Origin of the sequence: Alteromonas sp. DY56-G5, assembly GCF_041414725.1 — a bacterium.
Classification (GTDB): Bacteria; Pseudomonadota; Gammaproteobacteria; order Enterobacterales; family Alteromonadaceae; genus Alteromonas; species Alteromonas macleodii.
On sequence record NZ_JANHZQ010000032.1, the window covers coordinates 21,247 to 40,619 of the forward strand.

Consider the following 19,373-nt stretch of genomic DNA (forward strand, 5'->3'; position numbering starts at 1 on the left):
ACGCCTAAATCGGATGTCTTTCTACTGATATCAGCCATGGAGCCTAAATGAGCCGACTTCCTGCCACCATCGTTATTTTCGCTGGTTTTTTTCTAATTGGTAAATTGTTTCTCTTGTGGGGAATATTACTGCCAGATATTGCAGCCGATTTGCAAATGTCTGAAGTAGTCAGTGGCGCACTTTTTTCGCTCTTCTCTGTAGGCATGATGTTAGGCGCTGTGATTGGTGGCAAGTATGCCAGTCGCTTTGAGTATATGCCGCTATTAGCCACGTTATTTAGTATGAATACGGCGCTGTTGCTGCTTGTGTCAGTACTTACCGCTTGGCAGTGGTTTTTGGTGTTAGCGGTATTAATCGGTGTGGTGAGCTCAACAATATTTACTATTGGCCACACGCTTATTGCACGAATGTACGCAGAAAAGCGCTTTACCATGATGGGCTTAATGGACTTTATGTTCAGCTTAGGAACGTTTGCGGCGTCGTTCTTTGTAACGCTGTTATACCTTGTTGAGCACAACTGGCGTTTACCTATTCAGGTGTTGGCAGGCGTTATGATTGTGCTTTCGTGCTATGCATTTATTGCGGCGCGTTCTCAGGCAAAAGTGCTTAAAGGTCAGCCTAAAGCGCCTAAAAAGACCTTGGCATTTGGGGTCATTATTAAGCAGCCTGTTTTCATATTTCTAACTTTGCTTACCTTTGGCTATGGTGCTGTAGAATTTGGTAACGCGAACTGGTTTGTGAGCTATGCGCAAAACGGCTTAGGCTTTACCGGCGAACAGTCGAGAAACTTACTGGCATTTTTTACCGCTGGCATGGTGATCAGTCGTCTTACCTTCCCGTTTTTACTGCGATTTGTATCGGTACACCGCATGATTGTAATCATGGCAACAGCCTCGCTAGCGGGTGTATTTGCACTGAAACTAATGCCTTCATTTTATGGGATTGGCGCTGGTAACTTACTGCTTGGCTTAGGGCTAGGTGGGCTCTTCCCGTTAGCACTTTCTGCGGCAATGAATATTGACAGTGACAACGGCCCCGTACTTTCTGGTATTTCTATTATCGGTAACTCTACTGGCGTACAAGTGGCATCGTTTTCTACCGGACTATGGGCGAACTTCGCGCCACTTACTACGGCGTTTTGGGTAATTCCCCTTGGCGGCTGCGTGCTGTGGTTGGCGTCTTATGGATACAGCCGAAAAATTAAGTACCACCGAAGCTAATACCAATCCGTGTAGTGTTTTTGGGCTTAATGGGTTTGATAAGGTAAATAAAACTCTGCGACCAAGCCCTGCTGAGGATGATTTCGCAATGTCACCTCGCCGTCGTGAGCTTCAACAATACGCCTTATTATGGCAAGACCTAAGCCTGAGCCTGACGAGTTACGCGCCTTATCCCCCTGTGCAAACGGCATAAATACACTGTCGAGTTCCGCTTCCGGTATACCCGGGCCAAAATCACGTACTTTGCAATACACGCGCTTTTCGTGGCGATTGTAAAAGCTGCTAATTGCAATATCGTCCGAGCCGTACTTGAAAGCATTTTCGATGAGGTTGTCGATCACGCGTTTCATTGCAATTCGCCGAAGTGACAGCGGAGGAATGGCGTTGAGTTTGAGTTCGATGTGGTGCTTGTCGTCTAAATGTCTGGCTTGTACCAGCTCTGCAATAATCGCGTTTAAATCGGTTTCTTGAGTGACTTCTTCGGTGTCGTAGCGCGCATAGTCAATGAACTGGTCGATGATAGCGTTCATGTCTTCTATGTCATTTACAATGCCGTCTTTTATCCAATCTTGATCTTCTGGCAGCATTTCTGAGGCAAGGCGAATACGGGTAAGCGGCGTGCGCAAGTCGTGAGAAATGCCCGCTGTCATAATATTTCGGTCATTCTCAAGCTGCTTAATACCCTGATTCATGCGGTTAAACGCCCGAGTAACCTGAATCATTTCGGTGCTGCCTTGTTCGCGAAGCGGCGCCGGGTGCTCGCCTTTACCCACCGCTATTGCTGCTTTTTGCAGGGCTGACAATGGACGGGTCATGCGTCTTACAAACAACCAGCCTCCGGCCACACTCAATATGCCAATTACCATTAAGTACATAGTCAGAGGGGATATATTCGCTTCGTTAAGTCCTGAAATAGGAATAGAGATCCACGTATCTGGGTAGCGGTTCAGGGATATCCACACAATGTATGGCGCATTTTCGTCACTGGCCTGCGTGGTGGTGCTAATGCGCACATCTGCAAGCTGCCTGAGCTGCTCGCTAACCTGAGATGAAATATAGCTATAGTATACGGCGCTCTCTAATCCATTCTGTTTGGCAACGCTTTCGTCAAAGACCTGTACCTGGGTTTTTTGAAAATAGCGGTCGCGAGTTTCTTGGTTAGTCACCAACAAGTCGTTGGCGAGCACAGATTTAACTTGGGTGGCCAATAAGCTGTTAATTTGTTGGTAGCTGGGCTGAATAAAGTAATAGGTAACAGAGATGTAGGACACAATCTGATTAATAAGCAACAGCACGCCAATAAGCATGACCGTTTGGCCAAATGCACTTTTGGGAATTAAACGCATAACATGCCGTCGCTTTGAATCATAAGCCAGTGTTTGGAATGGCAGTAGGTAAACGCATAATTAGGGGTCATGAGTAAACATACTTCACTTGCGCACTGGCCAAGACGGTAGAGCCCGCCGTATCAGTCATAGGTGCTAAACTTGTTCGCCATCAGGCACGAATACGTAGCCCAATCCCCATACAGTCTGTATATAACGAGGGTTGGCAGGGTCTTCTTCAAGCATTCTTCGTAAACGCGAAACCTGAACGTCAATACTGCGCTCTAGTGCACTGTAGTCGCGACCACGCGCTAGGTTCATCAGTTTGTCTCGTGACAAAGGCTCACGTGGATGAGTAACCAAAGATTTCAATACCGCAAACTCACCGCTTGTCAGGGTTAAAGGTGTATCGCCTGCTGTCATTTCTCGGGTGGCAAGGTTCAGTTTGTAATTGCCAAATTCCACAATTTGCACATCTTTAGACGGCGCGCCCGGCGCTTCGCTGCTGCGTCTGCGCAATACCGCTTTAGCGCGTGCTAGTAGCTCGCGTGGGTTAAATGGTTTAGGCAAATAATCGTCTGCGCCCATTTCAAGGCCGATAATACGGTCAACTTCATCGCCTTTTGCAGTAAGCATAATAATGGGCATGTCGTTTTCTTGCTGGCGCAATCTGCGGCATATAGACAAGCCGTCTTCGCCAGGTAGCATAAGGTCCAAAACCATTAAGTGAAAATTCTCGCGCTCAAGCAGTCTGTCCATTTGCTCTGCGTTAGCCGCACTGCGCACCTGATAGCCCTGCTCGAGCAAATAGCGCTCTAATAGGCTGCGCAGACGCATGTCATCATCAACAACGAGAATTTTAGAGGTTTCCTGACCCATACTCATACCTTTCGTTTTACTTTTGTTTCACTATAACCACAAGATGTGAAATACAAAAGCGAGAAAAGCGTAAAAGGCAGGGGATGTTTGTTACAAATAGTGTCTAGGGCCTGTTGCTCTTTTATGTAAAGCAAGATTCAGTAAAGACCCAGTAAAGAGCCAGCAAGCTTTAGAGAAAAGGAGGCCGTTAAGCATTTCTCCTCCCTAAACTTATTGAGAACAGCCGGTTGATTACAAACTGTAAAAAACGTAGGCGCTGCAACAACACACCAGCAGTTCAAGTTGTAATCCTTAAGGGGCGCTAATCAAAAGTGACGACGTTAAGGGCTTTTGTTTGCGCCGTTCCATTAAGGGTTTCTAGATATAACTGCGTTATAGCATCAGCTCCGCTGTGCGACTGCTCATAAAACTGATCGCTCACTTTCTCTGCGAAGCGTTTCCATGCACTGGCGTATTTTGCCAAAAAGGCCTCGTGCCCCCATTCATGTTGGCGCAGTTTCACGCGAGCTGGCGCGAAAAATATCTCTGCATTGAGCAATTTGGGGTTGGGCTTCTCTTGGGCTTTCCAATCTGTCGCACCAATGAGTGTAACGTCGCTCAGGCTGTCGCCAAGCTGCTTGGTAAGGTTATTAATCAACGTACCGTTGGCAGCGAAATCAAGCAGCCAGTAGCGCGTATCGCTGCTTTTACTGCTATTGCCTTCGCTACTTAGGGCTGAGAGTTCGTCATAACTATACACTTCATCGTAGCAGCCGGACGCTTTTACCATATCCACATTGGACGTGGAGGTTAGCCCAACCACCTTATAGCTTGCGTTTCGTGATGCTTTTTGGTCTTTAAGCAGTTGTGCCGTACCCAATGCGGTTTTACTCGAAGCGCTCGACAACAGTAAGGTTTCATTGTTTGCTTTCTCTGCCACATAGTCATCGAGCACAAACGAAGTCATATAAAGGGGTCTAAAATTAAGCTGCCATGCTTCGCGGTTTTTGTCGTAGCCGGGGTCGGCGGCACAGCGAAGATATTGATCGTAAACAGGGCTAATGCTCTTCCGTTTTTCGTGGATGTCTGAAAAACCGTGAGGGGCAACTTTGCCAGCTTTTATCACCCAATGGCTAGCCATAGGCAGGTAGCCGAACACCTTTTCACCTACTTTGATATCGCTATGACAAGACGACTTAACGGTAGCAAAGCCCCAAACGGGCACAATACCGAAGCCATGTGCTTCATCAACGTCATTATCACTCTTTGCAGGGAAAAACCCCCAATAGCCCATTTTAAAACCCAATGCAGCATAGGTGATGTTGTTGGCAGAAAAGCCAAAGCTGTCTGTCTCAAGCAATACGTCGTCTTGCTGTAAGTCGCTGATGTTTATATCGCGGGTAACAACGATAGTGTTGGCAAGGTTTTGCTGGTCTACCCAAATTTGTTGGCTTTTAATTGTGGTCATAATAGGAGCCTGCTGTGTCAAAAACTAGGTCGAGAAACTAAATCAAGAAACTAAATCAAGAAACTAAACCAAGAAAGATTTCGAATAGAACCTAGATTGACGCAGGGCATGAGCCATTACGACTTACTGTTTTAAATATATGCCTATAGAAGCGATGTATATTGGGCTTACTCGTCGCTGCTCAACCAATCCATCTGATGACCAGCTCTGCGCTTTTTATTTAAGATGTCTTCAAGGAGCGGAGTTAAAATGAGTTCCATGGCTAAGCCCATCTTTCCGCCCGGTACAACCAAGGTGTTGATGCGAGACATAAACGCGCCGTCGATCATTTGAAGTAGGTAGGGGTAGTCCACAGTCTTCATTTCCCGTCTAAAGCGCACAACCACAAAGCTCTCATCTTGGGTTGGAATTTCTCGTGCACTGAAGGGGTTGGAGGTATCAACGGTCGGTACGCGCTGGAAGTTAACGTGGGTGCGTGAAAATTGTGGCGTGATGTAGTGGAAGTAGTCGTCTAGTCCTCGCACTATGCTGCTCATTACCGCTTCACGAGAGTGTCCTCGATCAGTGGTGTCGCGTACAATTTTTTGGATCCATTCTAAGTTTACAATCGGCACCATGCCGACCAGTAAATCTACATGTTTTGCTACGTCATTCTCTTCCGTTTTTACACCGCCATGTAAACCTTCATAGAACAGCAAATCAGTATTTTGGGGTAAATCTTGCCAAGGTGTAAAGGTGCCGGGCATTTGGTTAAAAGGCACGGCTTCATCGAACGTGTGAAGGTATTGTCTAAACTGTCCTGTCCCCGAGCTGCCGTATTCCCTAAACAGGGATTCCAGTAGCTCAAAGTCGTTGGCTTTAGGGCCAAAGTAGCTGATATGTCTGCCTTGTTCTTGGGCTTTGCGAATTTCCACTTCCATTTCCGGGCGGGTAAAACGGTGAAAACTATCGCCTCCTACAACCGCAGCATTAACACTTAAGTTCCTGAAAATATGGCGTATAGCGTTGGTCGTGGTAGTAGTACCCGCGCCAGAAGAACCTGTTATAGCAATAATAGGGTGTTTGACAGACATAGGAATTCTTTTTGGAAATGACGGGTACTAGTTATAAGCTGATGTGAGCTAAGAATCAAGGGGAGGTATAAGCGCTTACCACTCGATTCTTAGAAGTTGCTTTCGCTCCAGCCTGTGTGTATTCAATCATCTAGCCGTTTGTGATGATGCTGCAATAGGCGCACAATTAGCTTTGCCTCTTCTTCGTCTAAATCAAGAAGTGCGCGAACATGTTCTAGGTGGTGCACATCGTGCTCACTCAACTTTCCGTCGTCCAAAACGCTTCTTACTGTGTCCTTAAACCTATCGCGTTTTAGCTGCATCTGCGACGTGTAGCTAGAAGATAAAATACCCGCTGGTAAGGCGTAAAAACAGATTCCCATAATAGTTATGAGGCCGCCAAATATTTTACCCAATGCAGTTATAGGAACGGCGTCACCATAGCCCACCGTGGTCAGCGTGACGAGTGCCCACCACAATGAAGCGGGAATACTGCTAAAAACATCGGGCTGAGCAGCATGTTCGATGTAGTAAATACAGGTGGCGGCGATAATCGTGAACAACAAAAGTACGCTTAACGCCGCAATAAGGCTGTGAGACTCGTTGCGCAATACGGTAACGAGAGTTTGCATAGAGCGCGAATAGCGCCCAATTTTTAGAATTCGCATTACCCGGAAGATTCGCAAAATACGTAAATCGAACGCCACGAAAACGCTTAAGTAAAAAGGCAGAATTGCCATTAGGTCGACGAGCGCCATGGGGCTTTTCAAATAGGTCCAGCGCTTTTGCCATGTCGTTGTACGTTCGTGAGTAGGGCGGTTTGGGGCCGATGCGCTGCCGTATAAACGAAGAAAGTACTCGACGGTAAATATTAGTACTGAAACCACTTCGATTATATGAAGTTCGTACTGCCAAATGGCAGGGATACCCGGCACTGTTTCCAGCATCATAGCGACAACATTTACGATTATTAACGCGATAAGAAATACATCAAATATTTTGCTCAGCTTTTTGTACTCGTGAGCCTCGCTAGCAGGCGCAAGGATGTGATAGCACGCGTTTTGAAATGACATAGCCATGGTAGTGAGGGAACGAATGTCCTTTTTATACCAATTACCGTTGCAAATTGGTAATGCTTCTAAAAAAGAAGGAGGTGTTCGGCGCTATTTTCAAGCGCGGATGGGGTCAAAACATGGTAGTTTAAAATACAAATAAGCAAACAAAGAGCGTATCCAATTGAAAAGTGCAAAACATTTAGGGGCAGTACTAACCTCGGCACTGCTTGTGGCTATGTCTGTGCCCACAGCACAAGCTAAGTCTAACAGCGTACTTTTTTCATCAACGCCACCTGTTATAGATGGTGTAGCCAATGACGCTGCATGGAAAGGGGGCGATTGGCATGAAATGACGTCGCTTATGTGGGGCTCGGCTCCTGAGTCCGGTGATTTTTCTGGTCGATATAAACTGCGATGGAACAAGGATGCGCTTTATCTGTTGGCAGAAATACAAGACGATCACCTTTCAGATACCTATGCCAATCCCCTTGAACGTTATTGGGACGATGACTGTTTAGAAATTTTCATTGATGCGGATGCCTCTGGTGGCGATCACCTTAATAACTACAATGCGTTTGCCTATCACTTAGCGTTAGATAATCAGGTTGTTGATATAGGTCCAAATGAAGCAGGAGAGGCCGTACCACAACTCTACAATGATCACGTAGAGAACAAATGGCAGCGAGATATATTGGCGCCGCATAAGATTCATTGGGAAGCAGCGGTACGTGTATTTGATGATAGCTATCAACACGGAAAAGATAATTCGCCTGTTACCTTAAAAGAAGGTATGACACTGGGCTTTATGCTTGCCTATTGCGATGCGGATGGTGGCGACAGAGAGCATTTTTTAGGCTCTCATGAGATCACCCCAGTAAACGGCGATAAAAACTTGGGGTATAAAGATGCGTCGGTGTTTGGAAAGGTGAAGTTGACAAAGTAGTGAACCATAATTTGTCTCTACTCTAATTGATTGACTTGCTGCGCGTAATTGGAAGGAGTCGCAGAAATGCCACTCCTTTTAACCTGCAATCACTCACCTTGACTAAAAGCCATGCCATTTAGCGATAAAAAAATGCGCAACAGAGCTCGTCACGCTCTAGCTGGTTGAGTTAATTGTCTTCGCCTTCCTGCTTACTCAGATCTAATTTGTCCAGCACTGCAAGTTTATTAAAACTGATCATCTCACGTATTTCTTTTCCATATTCATCGCCACGCTCAGAATACTTCCCTAAGCCATAGCTAAGCGCAACCCCGGTGACAGCCTTGTCGTCTTCACGTAAGGACTGGCGAATGTTACGCAATGGTTTGTAAGCATCGTGGGTGTTTAAATTTAGCATGTAGCTTTCTACTGAGTCGGCAGGCGAACGGAAATCAGCAACTTCATGATTTTTGTTAGTGTCACGCGATTTTGGAACGATACCGCAGCCCTTAGAGAAGCACCACTGACCAAAAAAGTTGTTCCCTAATTTTGCAAAACGAGAGGTACCCCATGCACTTTCATTCGCTGCTTGTGCAATTGCTAACGACGCAGGAACAATGTCGGCACGCCTTAACAACACCTCGCAGGCTGACTCCTGTTCAAGGTCAGCATCGTCAACACGAAACTTTGTCAGGAACTGGTCTAGATTGTCTGCTTCATCCGCGTCGCAAGAACTTTGAATTTGCACTCTATCGGTGGCTAGCTCTTTGTTCACCTCGACTACAATAGGAGTGAAATACTCAAAAAATGCCGCTTTTCGGTCAGGGCCTGCGGCATAAGCAGTAAAGTCTGGAGCAGACTTTTTGGCAAAAAAGGCGAACCACGCTGCGGTACTCGCCACTACTGCTACAAGCAACACAGCAATAAGTTTAGTGTTCGACATCAGGTGATACCTCTTTTATTAGAATGAAATAATACGCTTTTTAAGCGGACTACCTGAGCTTATTAAATCTCGCCAAGTGGTTAATCATCTATGCGGATTGATATTAATACCATACAGGTTCTTGTATGCGCTGCAACATATGGAGAGAGTCAGTAAATTAAAGATTTATAATGTATACAGCACTATCGGCAAGTACCAAATCAGACTCGATGTGAAATTCAATACCTTGTAGCTTATGTACTGAGCGTGAGTTTAATTTTGTGTTGAGCGTTAGTGTCAGGTTAAGCAGTGATATGTAGCTGGGAAACTACGATTTCTGCATTTGCTGCACGTTAGCATGGTGAGTAAGTGGTAAGAGTAGAAGTGGGGGGGAAGAATTCACACCCTGGCTTTACGTAATTATGTAAGAACGCAGCGTTAAGCTGCGTTCATTTAGCACTTTCTATGAGGCTTTCGGCTACTTGGCTTCAGCTTCACGCGCAATTGCACGGTGCGCAATATCAGTGCGGTAGTACACATCTTTAAACTGAATGGCTTTAAGTAGCTCGTAGGCTTTTTGCTGCGCTTCGGTAACGTTGTTACCCAAAGCTGTAGCGCAAAGTACGCGGCCACCTGCTGTTACCACTTCGCCATCTTGAAGGGCAGTGCCTGCATGGAAAACCTTTCCGTCTAACTTAGCGGCTTCTTCGAAACCAGTAATCACGTCGCCTTTATCATAGCTGCCTGGATAGCCGCCAGCGGCAAGCACAACACCTACCGACGCGCGCTCATCAAACTCAATCGTCTTGCCAGCAAGTTCGCCTTTGCACGCTGCTTGGCAAAGTGGAACCAAGTCAGACTTTAAGCGCAGCATGATTGGCTGGGTTTCCGGATCGCCAAAGCGGCAGTTGTATTCGATTACCTTCGGAGTGCCATCGGCCATAATCATAAGGCCAGCATATAAAAAGCCAACGTAGTCGTTGCCTTCAGCAGCCATGCCGTTAACTGTCGGCATAATCACTTCTTGCATAATACGGTCGTGAATGTCCTGCGTTACAACCGGAGCCGGAGAATATGCACCCATACCGCCTGTGTTCGGGCCTTTGTCACCGTCAGCAGCACGCTTGTGGTCTTGGCTGGTGGCAAAAGGAAGTACGTTTTTGCCGTCTACCATGACAATGAAAGACGCTTCTTCACCGTCTAGGAATTCTTCAATAACTACGCGGCTGCCAGCTTCGCCAAACGCGTTACCTGCCAGCATGTCACGGATAGCGTCTTCCGCTTCTTCAAGGGTCATCGCAACAATAACACCTTTACCCGCAGCAAGACCGTCAGCCTTTACTACAATCGGCGCGCCTTTCTCGCGAACATAGGCAATAGCTGGGTCAATTTCTGTGAAGTTTTGGTATTCAGCCGTAGGAATATTGTGTCGAGCTAAAAAGTCTTTGGTAAAAGCTTTAGAGCCCTCAAGCTGCGCGGCAGCTTGAGTGGGGCCAAAAATCATTAAACCAGCGTTTGTGAACGCATCAACAACACCTGCAACTAGCGGCGCTTCTGGGCCTACAATAGTAAGCTCAACATCGTTACCCTGAGCAAAAGAAACCAAGCCAGCAATATCATTTACATCGATAGCCACGTTCTCAAGCTTAGGCTCTGTAGCTGTACCGGCATTACCAGGTGCTACAAATACTGTTGAAACATCAGAAGACTGCGCTGCTTTAAACGCTAGCGCGTGTTCGCGGCCACCGCCGCCAATTACAAGTACGTTCATTAACTGTTCCGTTTTGAGTGTTTAATTTTATGATTTTGGTTTGGTGAATTTTAGCGTCATGCGATTGCTCTCGCCAATCGCCATGTATTTTTCGCGATCTTGATCATCTAGCGCCAAACGTGGAGGTAGCGTCCACACACCTTTCGGGTGGTCGGCAGTATCCATTGGGTTAGCGTTGACATCGCTGCTTGCTTCAAGCACAAAGCCTGCTTTTTCGGCGGCAGCCACAACGTAAGAACGCTTCATGTAGCCACTTTTCTTCATTGCTTCATCATCTGCGCTTTCAGGAAGCTCATGTTCCACTACGCCCAGTACGCCTCCTGGCTTAAGCGCTTTGAAAAATGCGCCAAATGCATTGTCGATACCCTCGTCACCGTGACGCATATACCAGTTGTGTACGTTGCGAAACGTCAGCACCATATCGGCACTACCTGCGTCGCTAATATCTAACGCTTTGATTGGGTCGAATGCAGTAAGCTCAGCACCTTCGTACTTCATGCCCGGCTTCATTTTTTCTTTGAAGCCTTCCACCGATTTTTTAAAGTAACCGCTGGTTTCATCATCCACGTAAAAGTGAGCAGCTACATACTTACCGTTATCTTTTACAACAGAATAAAGGATGTCGGCGTACCAACCACCACCTGGAGAGATTTCTACCACAGTCATGTCTGGGGTAAGGCCAAAAAAGCGCAGTGTTTGCTGAGGATTACGGTACTCATCGCGCACTTTTGCACTAGCAGAGCGGATATCGCTCATTGCGGCATCAGAAATCGCATCTGCGCTGGCATAAGTAGCACTTACACCTAAGGTTGCGGCTAACACATATTGGGCTAACTTTTTCATTCTTATTTCCTTTTTCTGTCGAGGGTAGGCGAATAACATAACACTATTACTACAAATTACCACGGGACAGATCAAGCCTATCAGCTAACCCCTATTTGCACTTACGCCTTAGCAGAATAATTCGCAACTCTGTCGCTTCGATGAGATTTCACTACAACCAAGCAAATGACCTCGAGTCTGCGTATTTAAAAGGGTTAAGGAAAAATAACAAACACACAGTAAAGCCACTAAATGCCACTTTACTGCGTGTTTAACCTAGGTGTTGGTGTCCCTCACTAAAAGGTATAGCGTAAATACTTATTAGTGACGGAAGTGGCGCATACCCGTGAACACCATAGCAATGCCGTGCTCGTCAGCGGCATCAATGACTTCCTGGTCGCGCATAGAGCCGCCTGGCTGAATTACTGCTTTAATACCTGCTTCAGCCGCAGCGTCGATACCGTCGCGGAATGGGAAGAATGCATCAGACGCCATGACAGAGCCTGCTACTTCAAGGTTTTCATCAGCTGCTTTAATACCCGCAATTTTTGCAGAGTAAACACGGCTCATTTGACCTGCGCCCACGCCTACCGTCATACCGTCTTTGCAGTAAACAATCGCGTTAGACTTCACGTATTTTGCTACCTTCCAGCAGAACATAAGGTCGCGTAGTTCATCTTCGCTTGGCTTACGCTTAGTCACAACTTCTAGGTCTTCCATTTCAACCATGCCGAAGTCGCGCTCTTGTACTAATAAACCACCGTTTACGCGCTTAAAGTCATAACCTTCAGTTAGCTGACCAGCCCAGTCACCACACGCTAGAAGACGTACGTTTTTCTTCGCACTTACTACTTCTTTCGCTTCATCGCTTACTGTCGGCGCAATAATCACTTCCACAAATTGACGGTCAACAATCGCTTGCGCTGTTTTCGCATCAAGCTCGCGGTTAAACGCGATGATGCCACCAAATGCAGACGTTGGGTCAGTTTTAAACGCACGGTCGTAGGCACTTAAAATATCATCGCCAATGGCCACACCACATGGGTTAGCGTGCTTAACGATTACACATGCTGGCTCTTCGAATTCTTTTACACACTCAAGCGCCGCATCCGTGTCAGCAATGTTGTTGAATGACAGTTCTTTACCCTGAAGCTGAGTAGCGGTAGCCACAGACGCTTCTTGAACATTGTTTTCAACATAGAATGCCGCTTCCTGGTGGCTATTTTCGCCATAGCGAAGGTCTTGCTTCTTAGTAAGCTGCATGTTGTAGGTACGTGGGAATTCACTGTGCTGGTGGTCACAGTCTGCTTCACAACCTGTGCTGTCTAAACGAGCACCAAAGTAGTTTGCAATCATGCCGTCGTATTCGGCCGTATGTTCAAACGCTTTAATCGCAAGGTCAAAACGAGTGTTGTACGTTAACGAGCCATTGTTGTCGTTCATTTCTGCAAGCACGCGAGAGTAGTCCGCCGCATTAACAACAATAGTGACATCTTTATGGTTTTTCGCTGCAGCGCGAACCATCGTTGGCCCACCGATATCAATATTTTCAATCGCATCTTCTAGCGTACAGTCTTCGTTTGCCACGGTAGCAGCAAACGGGTAAAGGTTAACCACCACAAGGTCGATAGGCGCAATGCTGTGTTCTTCCATCACTGCTTCATCGGTACCGCGACGACCAAGGATACCGCCATGAATTTTCGGGTGAAGGGTTTTAACGCGGCCAGCCATAATTTCTGGGTGACCTGTGTGATCAGACACTTCTTTAACAGGTAAGCCAGCGTCAGCGAGAAGTTTAGCAGTACCGCCCGTCGACAGAAGTTCTACGCCAGCGTTATGCAGCGCTGTCGCGAAATCGAGGATACCGGTTTTATCAGAGACACTAAGGAGAGCACGTTTAATTGGTTTTGGTGTTTGCATAAATTTTAAGTTTCTAATGTTGTAGTGTTGAAACAAAAAGAGCACCGATTGGTGCTCTTTGGTGGGCAAAGCCCTTGGAATCTTAGTTCATGCCGTATTGCTTAAGCTTCTTGCGAAGTGTGCCACGGTTGATGCCCATCATGATGGCAGCGCGGGTTTGATTGCCGCGTGTGTAAGTCATGACTTCTTCTAGCAGCGGCGCTTCAACTTCAGCCAGTACCATTTCGTACAGGTTATCGATGTTTGCGTTATCCAATTGCTTAAGGTACTTATTAACCGCTTGCTTTACAGAGTCACGCAGTGGCTTTTGAGCTTGCGTTTGTGAAGGCGTAGTTACTGTAGTAGTAAAAGGTGAAGTCACGTTTTGATCGAACATAATACTGTGTTGCTCTTAAGTTAGTCATCACTATGCTGCGGGAGAAATCTGTCGGGTTTCTCGTGTCTGCAGCGCTTGAAAATATGCATTTAGTGCATCGAGTTGCTCATTCGCATCATCGATAGCGTTAAACGTTTTACGAAACTGACGATCCGTATCGTGCTCCGCGAGATACCAGCCCACGTGCTTACGGGCAATTCTCACACCGGCTATGTCGCCATAAAAGTCCTGCACATTGGCTACGTGCTCATGCAAGAGTTTATATAGCTCTGACAGCGGCGGTGCTGGTAGGTTCTCGCCCGTTTCAAGATAATGTTGGATTTGCTTAAATATCCAAGGTTTACCTTGCGCGCCGCGACCTATCATTACGCCATCTGCACCGGTGTAATTCAGCACCTCTTGTGCTTTCTCTGGAGAAGTAATATCACCATTTGCAATAACAGGAATTGAAATTGCCGCCTTTATTTGACGTATGGTGCTGTATTCAGCTTCTCCTTTATACATACAAGCTCGTGTTCTGCCGTGAACAGCAAGCGACTGTATGCCGTTTTGCTCTGCAATGCGGGCAATCTCTACCCCATTGCGATTTTCTGGGTTCCAGCCGGTACGAATTTTTAGTGTCACGGGTACATCAACAGCATTAACTACTGCTTTAATAATCGCTTCCACTGTGTCTGGGTATTGAAGCAATGCAGAACCTGCTAGCTTCTTATTGACCTTTTTAGCAGGACAACCCATGTTGATATCGATGATTTGCGCACCGTTCTCAACATTAAATTGTGCTGCTTGAGCCATAAGCTCAGGATCAGCCCCAGCTATCTGTACAGAGCGAATGCCTTCTTCACCCTCATGATTCATACGCGCTTGTGATTTAGCTGTGTTCCAAACTTTCGGATTACTCGAAAGCATTTCTGAGACAACAAGCCCTGCACCTAAGCGCTTACAAAGTTGGCGAAACGGTCTGTCTGTTACGCCAGCCATGGGGGCCAACATCAAATTGTTTTCTAACTCGTAAGGTCCAATTCGCATTGTAAAATGTATAGCTCGCCATCTAAAACTGCACAGAAAATATACACCCGGCTAAAACGGGGCGCTAAGTGTACGTGTTTTCGCAAGGCTTGAAAAGGCTAAAAATCGCACAAAATTTCACTCCGTGGTCTTGACAGTGAAAAAAATCTGTCACATTAGTAAGCTAACGTTGATTTTTAGTTTAAATATTGTACGAAAGTCTTACAGCCCCCGATTTGAAAGGGCTGTAATGTGAAAAAAATTAACAATTAATTAGGCGGCAACGTGCTTTGTCGTACAAATTTTCATCGCAATTTTGAGTTGGTTTACCGAAAACACACTATTCTAACTGGGCGTAATTTTCACCGACTGGTCGGTTTATCACTCAAACTTAGTGTTTTTTGCCCGACACTCTCGCCCATTCGCCATCTATGGCACTGGGTTCAAGTGTAATATCTTGAGCGTACGCTTCTTCTATGCGCGTAACTTGCTCCGCCAAAATGCCAGAAAGGACTAACAAACCGCCTGATTTGCAGTAATTTGTAATCACGCTTTGAAGTTCTAGTAATGGACCTGACAAGATGTTCGCCATCACGACATCGGCTTCAAGCTCAGGCTGGTCTTCAGGAAGGTATACATCCAAACGGTCTTCAACGCCGTTGCGTCGTGCATTTTCTTTTGTTGCTTGTAGCGCTTGTGGGTCGATATCAATGCCGATGACGCGCTTAGCGCCCAACTTCAGCGCAGCTAACGCCAAAATTCCTGAACCACAGCCAAAATCGACGACGGTTTTATCCGTCATATCTATGCCGTCAAGCCAGCGCAAGCAAAGCGCAGTGGTAGGGTGCGTGCCAGTACCAAAGGCAAGACCTGGGTCTAACATTACGTTAACCGCGTTTGGATCGGGAACATCGCGCCAGCTTGGGCATATCCACAAGCGCTCGCCAAACTGCATGGGATGGAAGTTATCCATCCACTCTCGCTCCCAGTCTTTGTCTTCAAGTGGCTCAAGCTTATATTTAAAATCAGGGCCTAAGACTTTGGCTTTACCCAAGCGCTGAAGGATGCCTTTCATATCGGCATCAGCTTCAAATAAGCCGACGACTTGTGTATCGGGCCACAGTAACACTTCACCCGGCTTGGGCTCGTACATAGGGGTGTCTTTCGCATCCACATAGGTCACTGCTTGTGAGCCGTTGGCCGTTAGCATGTCGCCTATTGATTCTGCATGTTCAGAGGAGGTATTAATTCGAAGTTGTAGCCAAGCCATAGTTATCGTTCATTGAGACCTTTGCCCATTATTGTACCTTTGCTTGGCAGTAAACAAAATGCAGGCAAGCGAAAAGCTTTCAGTAAATGAGAACGCGATGCTTACAGAGGCATGATCAAATCTAACCACTTTGGCTCTCAACAGGCTCTCAAGTACCCAGTAAAACTTGGCTGCTCAATTGATTACGTAAGCCTTGAGAAAAACTAACCTTTTGTCGACTGGTGAAATTCTTATATAAGTTTATATTATGTGAAGGGTATCGTTTAATTTATAGTCTGGTTCATCTGTTGTATGCGCGCACTTTTATTTGCTGTTTGTTTACTGTGTTTTATCATACCGCTTAGCGCGAAAGAGCTAGATGTGGTTGTAGGCTGGAACAAGCCTCCATACGTTATTTCACAAGAGCACACCGGCTTTGAGGTTGACTTGGTGCGGGCGATCCTTGCTGAAATGGGATATGGATTGTCGCCTATTTATGTTCCTTTCGGGCGTACGGCAAGGTTATTAAAAGATGACGCCGTTGACATTGGACTTACCCTTAATCCTGCACACACGGTCGATCCAAGCATTTTATCTGAGCCATATATTATCTATCAGAACGTCGTGGTAACACGGGCAGACAGAGAACTGACGATAGACAGTATCGACGATTTGAAAGGTAAAAGCGTCATTGCTTTTCAAACCGCACAATCGGTATTAGGTGAGGGCTTTGGGCGAACTCTCGCATCGCAAACTACTTATATAGAAATGGCACGACAAGATCGTCAAGTGGACATGCTGATGCGCGGCAGTGTCGATGTTGCCATTCTCGATAGAAATATTTTCAACTACTTCAAATCTGCAAACAGTGCTTATGCCGAAGACGCAACCGTCTTTCATGAGCTTTTTCCTATATCGCCTTACAGTGCTGCAATCCCCGACCCAGCGCTAAGAGCCAAGTTCAACGCCACCCTTCGGCTATTTATTGAAGATGGGCGGTATCAGTTACTGCTTGATGAATATAAGCTCGATAACCTCCTTCATAAGCTTCCCGTAGCGGAAACGGCAAAATAATTCTGATGTATATTGTCTAGACAGTGAACTATTTCTGATTCAACGTATAAGAAACTAACATTACGTTACCTTCTACTGCCGTTGAAAGCTGCAAAATAAGAAGGAGTAACAGGCGCTAGGATCATACGTTAAGGAAAGGTTTATGTTGAAACAGGGGATTTTGCTGGCCGTAGTCGTGCTATGCACTGCATGCGTGTCTCAAGCCAATCATACAGATAAGATTGAGCAATGGTTAGATAAGCCTGCTCACGTTCAGGCGCAAGCTGTTGCGAGTGGCGACACGACATCTGCTGAGCTCGTTAGCGGTTATCTTGCGCGAATCGAACGACTAGATGAAAAGGTAAATAGCGTCTTAGCGTTGAATCCTAACGCGCTGACCGAAGCGAAGGCCATCGATAAACAACTAGCGAATGGCGAGACGCTTGGCCCTCTGGCAGGTATTCCCGTGCTGCTAAAAGATAATATAGAAAGTAAAGAGATGCCCACCACAGCGGGCTCAATGGCGCTTATTACTAATGATACTGGTCGCGATGCGCCTATCGTAGAAAAACTGAAAGCGGCAGGGGCAATTATTTTGGGTAAAACCAATTTGTCTGAATGGGCAAACTTTCGCTCTGAATCCTCTATCAGCGGCTGGAGTGCAGTTGGCGGGCTTACCCGAAACCCACATATGCTATCAAGAAGTGCTTGTGGCTCGTCATCGGGCTCGGGCGCTGCCATGTCACTTCGTCTTGCGTCACTTGCCGTGGGCTCCGAAACCAATGGCTCTATTATTTGTCCGGCATCCATAAACGGGGTAGTCGGCTTTAAACCGACCGTGGGCTTGCTTTCCAGAACTCACATAGTGCCTATTTCTTTCAGTCAGGACACCGCAGGCCCAATGACGTCTAACGTTCAAGACGCCTGGCTAATGACGGCAATCATGGCGGGCCCTGATGCAAGCGATAACGCGACACTAGACGCTGAGTCTCACCGCCCTTCTATGCCAACATCTTCAATGCTGGCTACAGATTTAAAAGGCAAGCGTATTGGTGTGGTTAGGTACCGCCAAGGCGATAACCCTCATGTGCTGGCTGTTTATGAAAACGCGTTAAAGCAGCTTAAAGCATCGGGCGCGACGCTGGTGGACATCAGTGACTTCTCTCAGCCAGATTCATTTTGGGCCGACTCTTACAATGTTCTGCTGAGCGAGTTCCATCATAGTATTAACGAATACTTGTCGGGGTCGCCGGCAGAGCTCCCTGCAAGGAACTTGTCTGAGCTTATCGATTTCAATAACAAAACAGAGCGCGAGTTAGCGTTATTCAATCAAGACATTTTCGAAAAATCGCTCGCGTCGGCAGCCATTGACAGCGAAAAGTATCAAAATGAACTGCGCCTTATTCAAGACACGGCGGGCAAAAATGGTATTGATACGTTGTTAGCAAAGCACAATGTTGATGTACTAGTTGCGCCCTCAAACAGCCCTTCTTTTTTAATAGACGGCGTATATGGTGACCATTCGCCTGTCGGTTTTATCGGTATCGGGTATTTGGCCGCAATTGCAGGATATCCGCATCTCACAGTGCCCGCTGGACAGGTGAAAGATCTTCCTGTGGGAATTAGCTTTATTGGTGGAAAATGGCAAGACGAAAGCGTGTTAAAAATAGGTAGAGTCTTTGAAGCAAAACACGGCTTCTTCATTAAGCCTGGCCTTCTGCCTACACGTTTTGACAACCCAGCGCTAAAAGGTATCGAAGACGGAATTGACGTAGTTCGCTAGCGGGAAATGAGGATACATAATCGTATTTCGCCTCAACAGAAACGAAAAAAGCCCTTGGTTTAACTCAAGGGCTTTTGAACGTCTTTTCTTTCGATTGGTTAGCCAGGCTTTTTCACCCAAGCGCTACACCAGCCATCAGCGTTAACAAGCTTATTAGGGAAAATGTTACAAGGGCGGTGTTGTTCGCCATCGGCGCCCTGCACATACATGCAGTTTGCGCATTTTGCACCTTCAACAGTTGACGACGGTGTGTAGTTCAGTGCTTTTGCAGTAGGGTCATCAGCGCTCAATTGTTCTTGAGCCTGAGCACGTAACGCTACACCACCTAATGTAAGACCGATAACTGTCGAGCCAGAAAGCTTTAAAAAGTCACGGCGATTTACAGATTTCATAACATTCTCCTTAAGAGATAGAAACGATAATGATTCTTTTTTATTCAGTGCCTTAAACGCAAAAACCTGCCCAAAGAGGCAGGTTTTGTTTCATGTTTAAATACTATCTCTTTTTGAAAAAAGATCGAACGAAATGTCGCATTTTCGCTTGATCCAGATTAAATAAACTTCAGAGTT

At 46.3% G+C, this 19,373-nt stretch carries 17 protein-coding genes; 4 read left to right on the plus strand and 13 right to left on the minus strand.

What is annotated here, in order from left to right; genetic code table 11:
* Positions 1-47 precede the first annotated feature (47 nt).
* The gene (locus NO989_RS15135; RefSeq protein WP_239257754.1) at positions 48-1,220 is read left to right on the plus strand and encodes a sugar MFS transporter; all 1,173 of its coding nucleotides are present in this window, start codon (positions 48-50) and stop codon (positions 1,218-1,220) included.
* A 26-nt stretch (positions 1,221-1,246) separates the two neighbouring features.
* Here the strand turns inward: NO989_RS15135 and envZ are convergent, their stop codons facing one another.
* From envZ to NO989_RS15160, 5 genes are all read right to left on the minus strand, one after another.
* Positions 1,247-2,566 carry a two-component system sensor histidine kinase EnvZ gene (gene envZ, locus NO989_RS15140; protein WP_371342811.1) on the minus strand — a complete coding sequence of 440 codons (1,320 nt, stop codon included), beginning with the start codon at positions 2,564-2,566 and terminating at the stop codon, positions 1,247-1,249.
* A gap of 135 nt (positions 2,567-2,701) precedes the next feature.
* The gene (gene ompR / locus NO989_RS15145; protein ID WP_014951298.1) at positions 2,702-3,424 is read right to left on the minus strand and encodes a two-component system response regulator OmpR; all 723 of its coding nucleotides are present in this window, start codon (positions 3,422-3,424) and stop codon (positions 2,702-2,704) included.
* Between the two features lie 301 nt (positions 3,425-3,725).
* Positions 3,726-4,871 carry a DUF2855 family protein gene (locus NO989_RS15150; protein WP_371342812.1) on the minus strand — a complete coding sequence of 382 codons (1,146 nt, stop codon included), beginning with the start codon at positions 4,869-4,871 and terminating at the stop codon, positions 3,726-3,728.
* Between the two features lie 167 nt (positions 4,872-5,038).
* Complete coding sequence (locus NO989_RS15155; RefSeq protein ID WP_015000013.1) at positions 5,039-5,944, minus strand: phosphoribulokinase; 906 nt, start codon at positions 5,942-5,944, stop codon at positions 5,039-5,041.
* 122 nt (positions 5,945-6,066) lie between these two features.
* Positions 6,067-7,002 carry an ion transporter gene (locus NO989_RS15160; RefSeq protein ID WP_371342813.1) on the minus strand — a complete coding sequence of 312 codons (936 nt, stop codon included), beginning with the start codon at positions 7,000-7,002 and terminating at the stop codon, positions 6,067-6,069.
* 157 nt (positions 7,003-7,159) lie between these two features.
* On the opposite strand from NO989_RS15160, the gene NO989_RS15165 reads away from it, so the two are divergent.
* Entirely contained in the window at positions 7,160-7,921 is a 762-nt protein-coding gene (locus NO989_RS15165) for a sugar-binding protein (RefSeq protein WP_371342814.1), read from the plus strand.
* Between the two features lie 169 nt (positions 7,922-8,090).
* Here NO989_RS15165 and NO989_RS15170 read toward each other — a convergent pair whose 3' ends face one another.
* The 7 genes from NO989_RS15170 to prmA all read right to left on the minus strand — a co-directional run bounded on the left by NO989_RS15170 (position 8,091) and on the right by prmA (position 15,989).
* The gene (locus tag NO989_RS15170) at positions 8,091-8,843 is read right to left on the minus strand and encodes a glucosaminidase domain-containing protein (RefSeq protein ID WP_371342815.1); all 753 of its coding nucleotides are present in this window, start codon (positions 8,841-8,843) and stop codon (positions 8,091-8,093) included.
* 457 nt (positions 8,844-9,300) lie between these two features.
* Entirely contained in the window at positions 9,301-10,593 is a 1,293-nt protein-coding gene (gene purD / locus NO989_RS15175; RefSeq protein WP_014977766.1) for a phosphoribosylamine--glycine ligase, read from the minus strand.
* Between the two features lie 27 nt (positions 10,594-10,620).
* Positions 10,621-11,436 carry a class I SAM-dependent methyltransferase gene (locus NO989_RS15180; RefSeq protein WP_039228695.1) on the minus strand — a complete coding sequence of 272 codons (816 nt, stop codon included), beginning with the start codon at positions 11,434-11,436 and terminating at the stop codon, positions 10,621-10,623.
* A 300-nt stretch (positions 11,437-11,736) separates the two neighbouring features.
* Positions 11,737-13,335: a bifunctional phosphoribosylaminoimidazolecarboxamide formyltransferase/IMP cyclohydrolase gene (purH, locus tag NO989_RS15185; protein WP_014977764.1), complete on the minus strand. Its 1,599-nt coding sequence runs from the start codon at positions 13,333-13,335 to the stop codon at positions 11,737-11,739.
* A gap of 82 nt (positions 13,336-13,417) precedes the next feature.
* Entirely contained in the window at positions 13,418-13,711 is a 294-nt protein-coding gene (gene fis / locus NO989_RS15190) for a DNA-binding transcriptional regulator Fis (RefSeq protein ID WP_012520109.1), read from the minus strand.
* A gap of 30 nt (positions 13,712-13,741) precedes the next feature.
* The gene (dusB, locus tag NO989_RS15195; protein ID WP_371342816.1) at positions 13,742-14,740 is read right to left on the minus strand and encodes a tRNA dihydrouridine synthase DusB; all 999 of its coding nucleotides are present in this window, start codon (positions 14,738-14,740) and stop codon (positions 13,742-13,744) included.
* 370 nt (positions 14,741-15,110) lie between these two features.
* Positions 15,111-15,989, minus strand: a complete 879-nt coding sequence (prmA, locus tag NO989_RS15200; protein WP_061486807.1) for a 50S ribosomal protein L11 methyltransferase — start codon at positions 15,987-15,989, stop codon at positions 15,111-15,113.
* Positions 15,990-16,280: 291 nt separating this feature from the next.
* Here prmA and NO989_RS15205 point away from each other — a divergent pair, with 291 nt between their 5' ends.
* On the plus strand, positions 16,281-17,042 hold the full coding sequence (locus tag NO989_RS15205) for a substrate-binding periplasmic protein (RefSeq protein ID WP_371342817.1): 762 nt from the start codon (positions 16,281-16,283) through the stop codon (positions 17,040-17,042).
* 142 nt (positions 17,043-17,184) lie between these two features.
* Complete coding sequence (locus NO989_RS15210; RefSeq protein WP_371342818.1) at positions 17,185-18,804, plus strand: amidase; 1,620 nt, start codon at positions 17,185-17,187, stop codon at positions 18,802-18,804.
* A gap of 98 nt (positions 18,805-18,902) precedes the next feature.
* Here the strand turns inward: NO989_RS15210 and NO989_RS15215 are convergent, their stop codons facing one another.
* Positions 18,903-19,196, minus strand: a complete 294-nt coding sequence (locus NO989_RS15215) for a high-potential iron-sulfur protein (RefSeq protein ID WP_014951285.1) — start codon at positions 19,194-19,196, stop codon at positions 18,903-18,905.
* Positions 19,197-19,373 lie beyond the last annotated feature (177 nt).

What these genes read in the sequence shown, in the direction of transcription:
- NO989_RS15135 (WP_239257754.1), top strand. Translation starts at nt 48, where the DNA reads ATGAGCCGACTTCCTGCCACCATCGTTATTTTCGCTGGTTTTTTTCTA.
- fis (WP_012520109.1), bottom strand. Translation starts at nt 13,711, where the DNA reads ATGTTCGATCAAAACGTGACTTCACCTTTTACTACTACAGTAACTACG.
- NO989_RS15205 (WP_371342817.1), top strand. Translation starts at nt 16,281, where the DNA reads ATGCGCGCACTTTTATTTGCTGTTTGTTTACTGTGTTTTATCATACCG.
- prmA (WP_061486807.1), bottom strand. Translation starts at nt 15,989, where the DNA reads ATGGCTTGGCTACAACTTCGAATTAATACCTCCTCTGAACATGCAGAA.
- NO989_RS15180 (WP_039228695.1), bottom strand. Translation starts at nt 11,436, where the DNA reads ATGAAAAAGTTAGCCCAATATGTGTTAGCCGCAACCTTAGGTGTAAGT.
- NO989_RS15215 (WP_014951285.1), bottom strand. Translation starts at nt 19,196, where the DNA reads ATGAAATCTGTAAATCGCCGTGACTTTTTAAAGCTTTCTGGCTCGACA.
- NO989_RS15155 (WP_015000013.1), bottom strand. Translation starts at nt 5,944, where the DNA reads ATGTCTGTCAAACACCCTATTATTGCTATAACAGGTTCTTCTGGCGCG.
- NO989_RS15210 (WP_371342818.1), top strand. Translation starts at nt 17,185, where the DNA reads ATGTTGAAACAGGGGATTTTGCTGGCCGTAGTCGTGCTATGCACTGCA.
- NO989_RS15170 (WP_371342815.1), bottom strand. Translation starts at nt 8,843, where the DNA reads ATGTCGAACACTAAACTTATTGCTGTGTTGCTTGTAGCAGTAGTGGCG.
- NO989_RS15160 (WP_371342813.1), bottom strand. Translation starts at nt 7,002, where the DNA reads ATGGCTATGTCATTTCAAAACGCGTGCTATCACATCCTTGCGCCTGCT.
- envZ (WP_371342811.1), bottom strand. Translation starts at nt 2,566, where the DNA reads ATGCGTTTAATTCCCAAAAGTGCATTTGGCCAAACGGTCATGCTTATT.
- purH (WP_014977764.1), bottom strand. Translation starts at nt 13,335, where the DNA reads ATGCAAACACCAAAACCAATTAAACGTGCTCTCCTTAGTGTCTCTGAT.
- ompR (WP_014951298.1), bottom strand. Translation starts at nt 3,424, where the DNA reads ATGGGTCAGGAAACCTCTAAAATTCTCGTTGTTGATGATGACATGCGT.
- purD (WP_014977766.1), bottom strand. Translation starts at nt 10,593, where the DNA reads ATGAACGTACTTGTAATTGGCGGCGGTGGCCGCGAACACGCGCTAGCG.
- dusB (WP_371342816.1), bottom strand. Translation starts at nt 14,740, where the DNA reads ATGCGAATTGGACCTTACGAGTTAGAAAACAATTTGATGTTGGCCCCC.
- NO989_RS15150 (WP_371342812.1), bottom strand. Translation starts at nt 4,871, where the DNA reads ATGACCACAATTAAAAGCCAACAAATTTGGGTAGACCAGCAAAACCTT.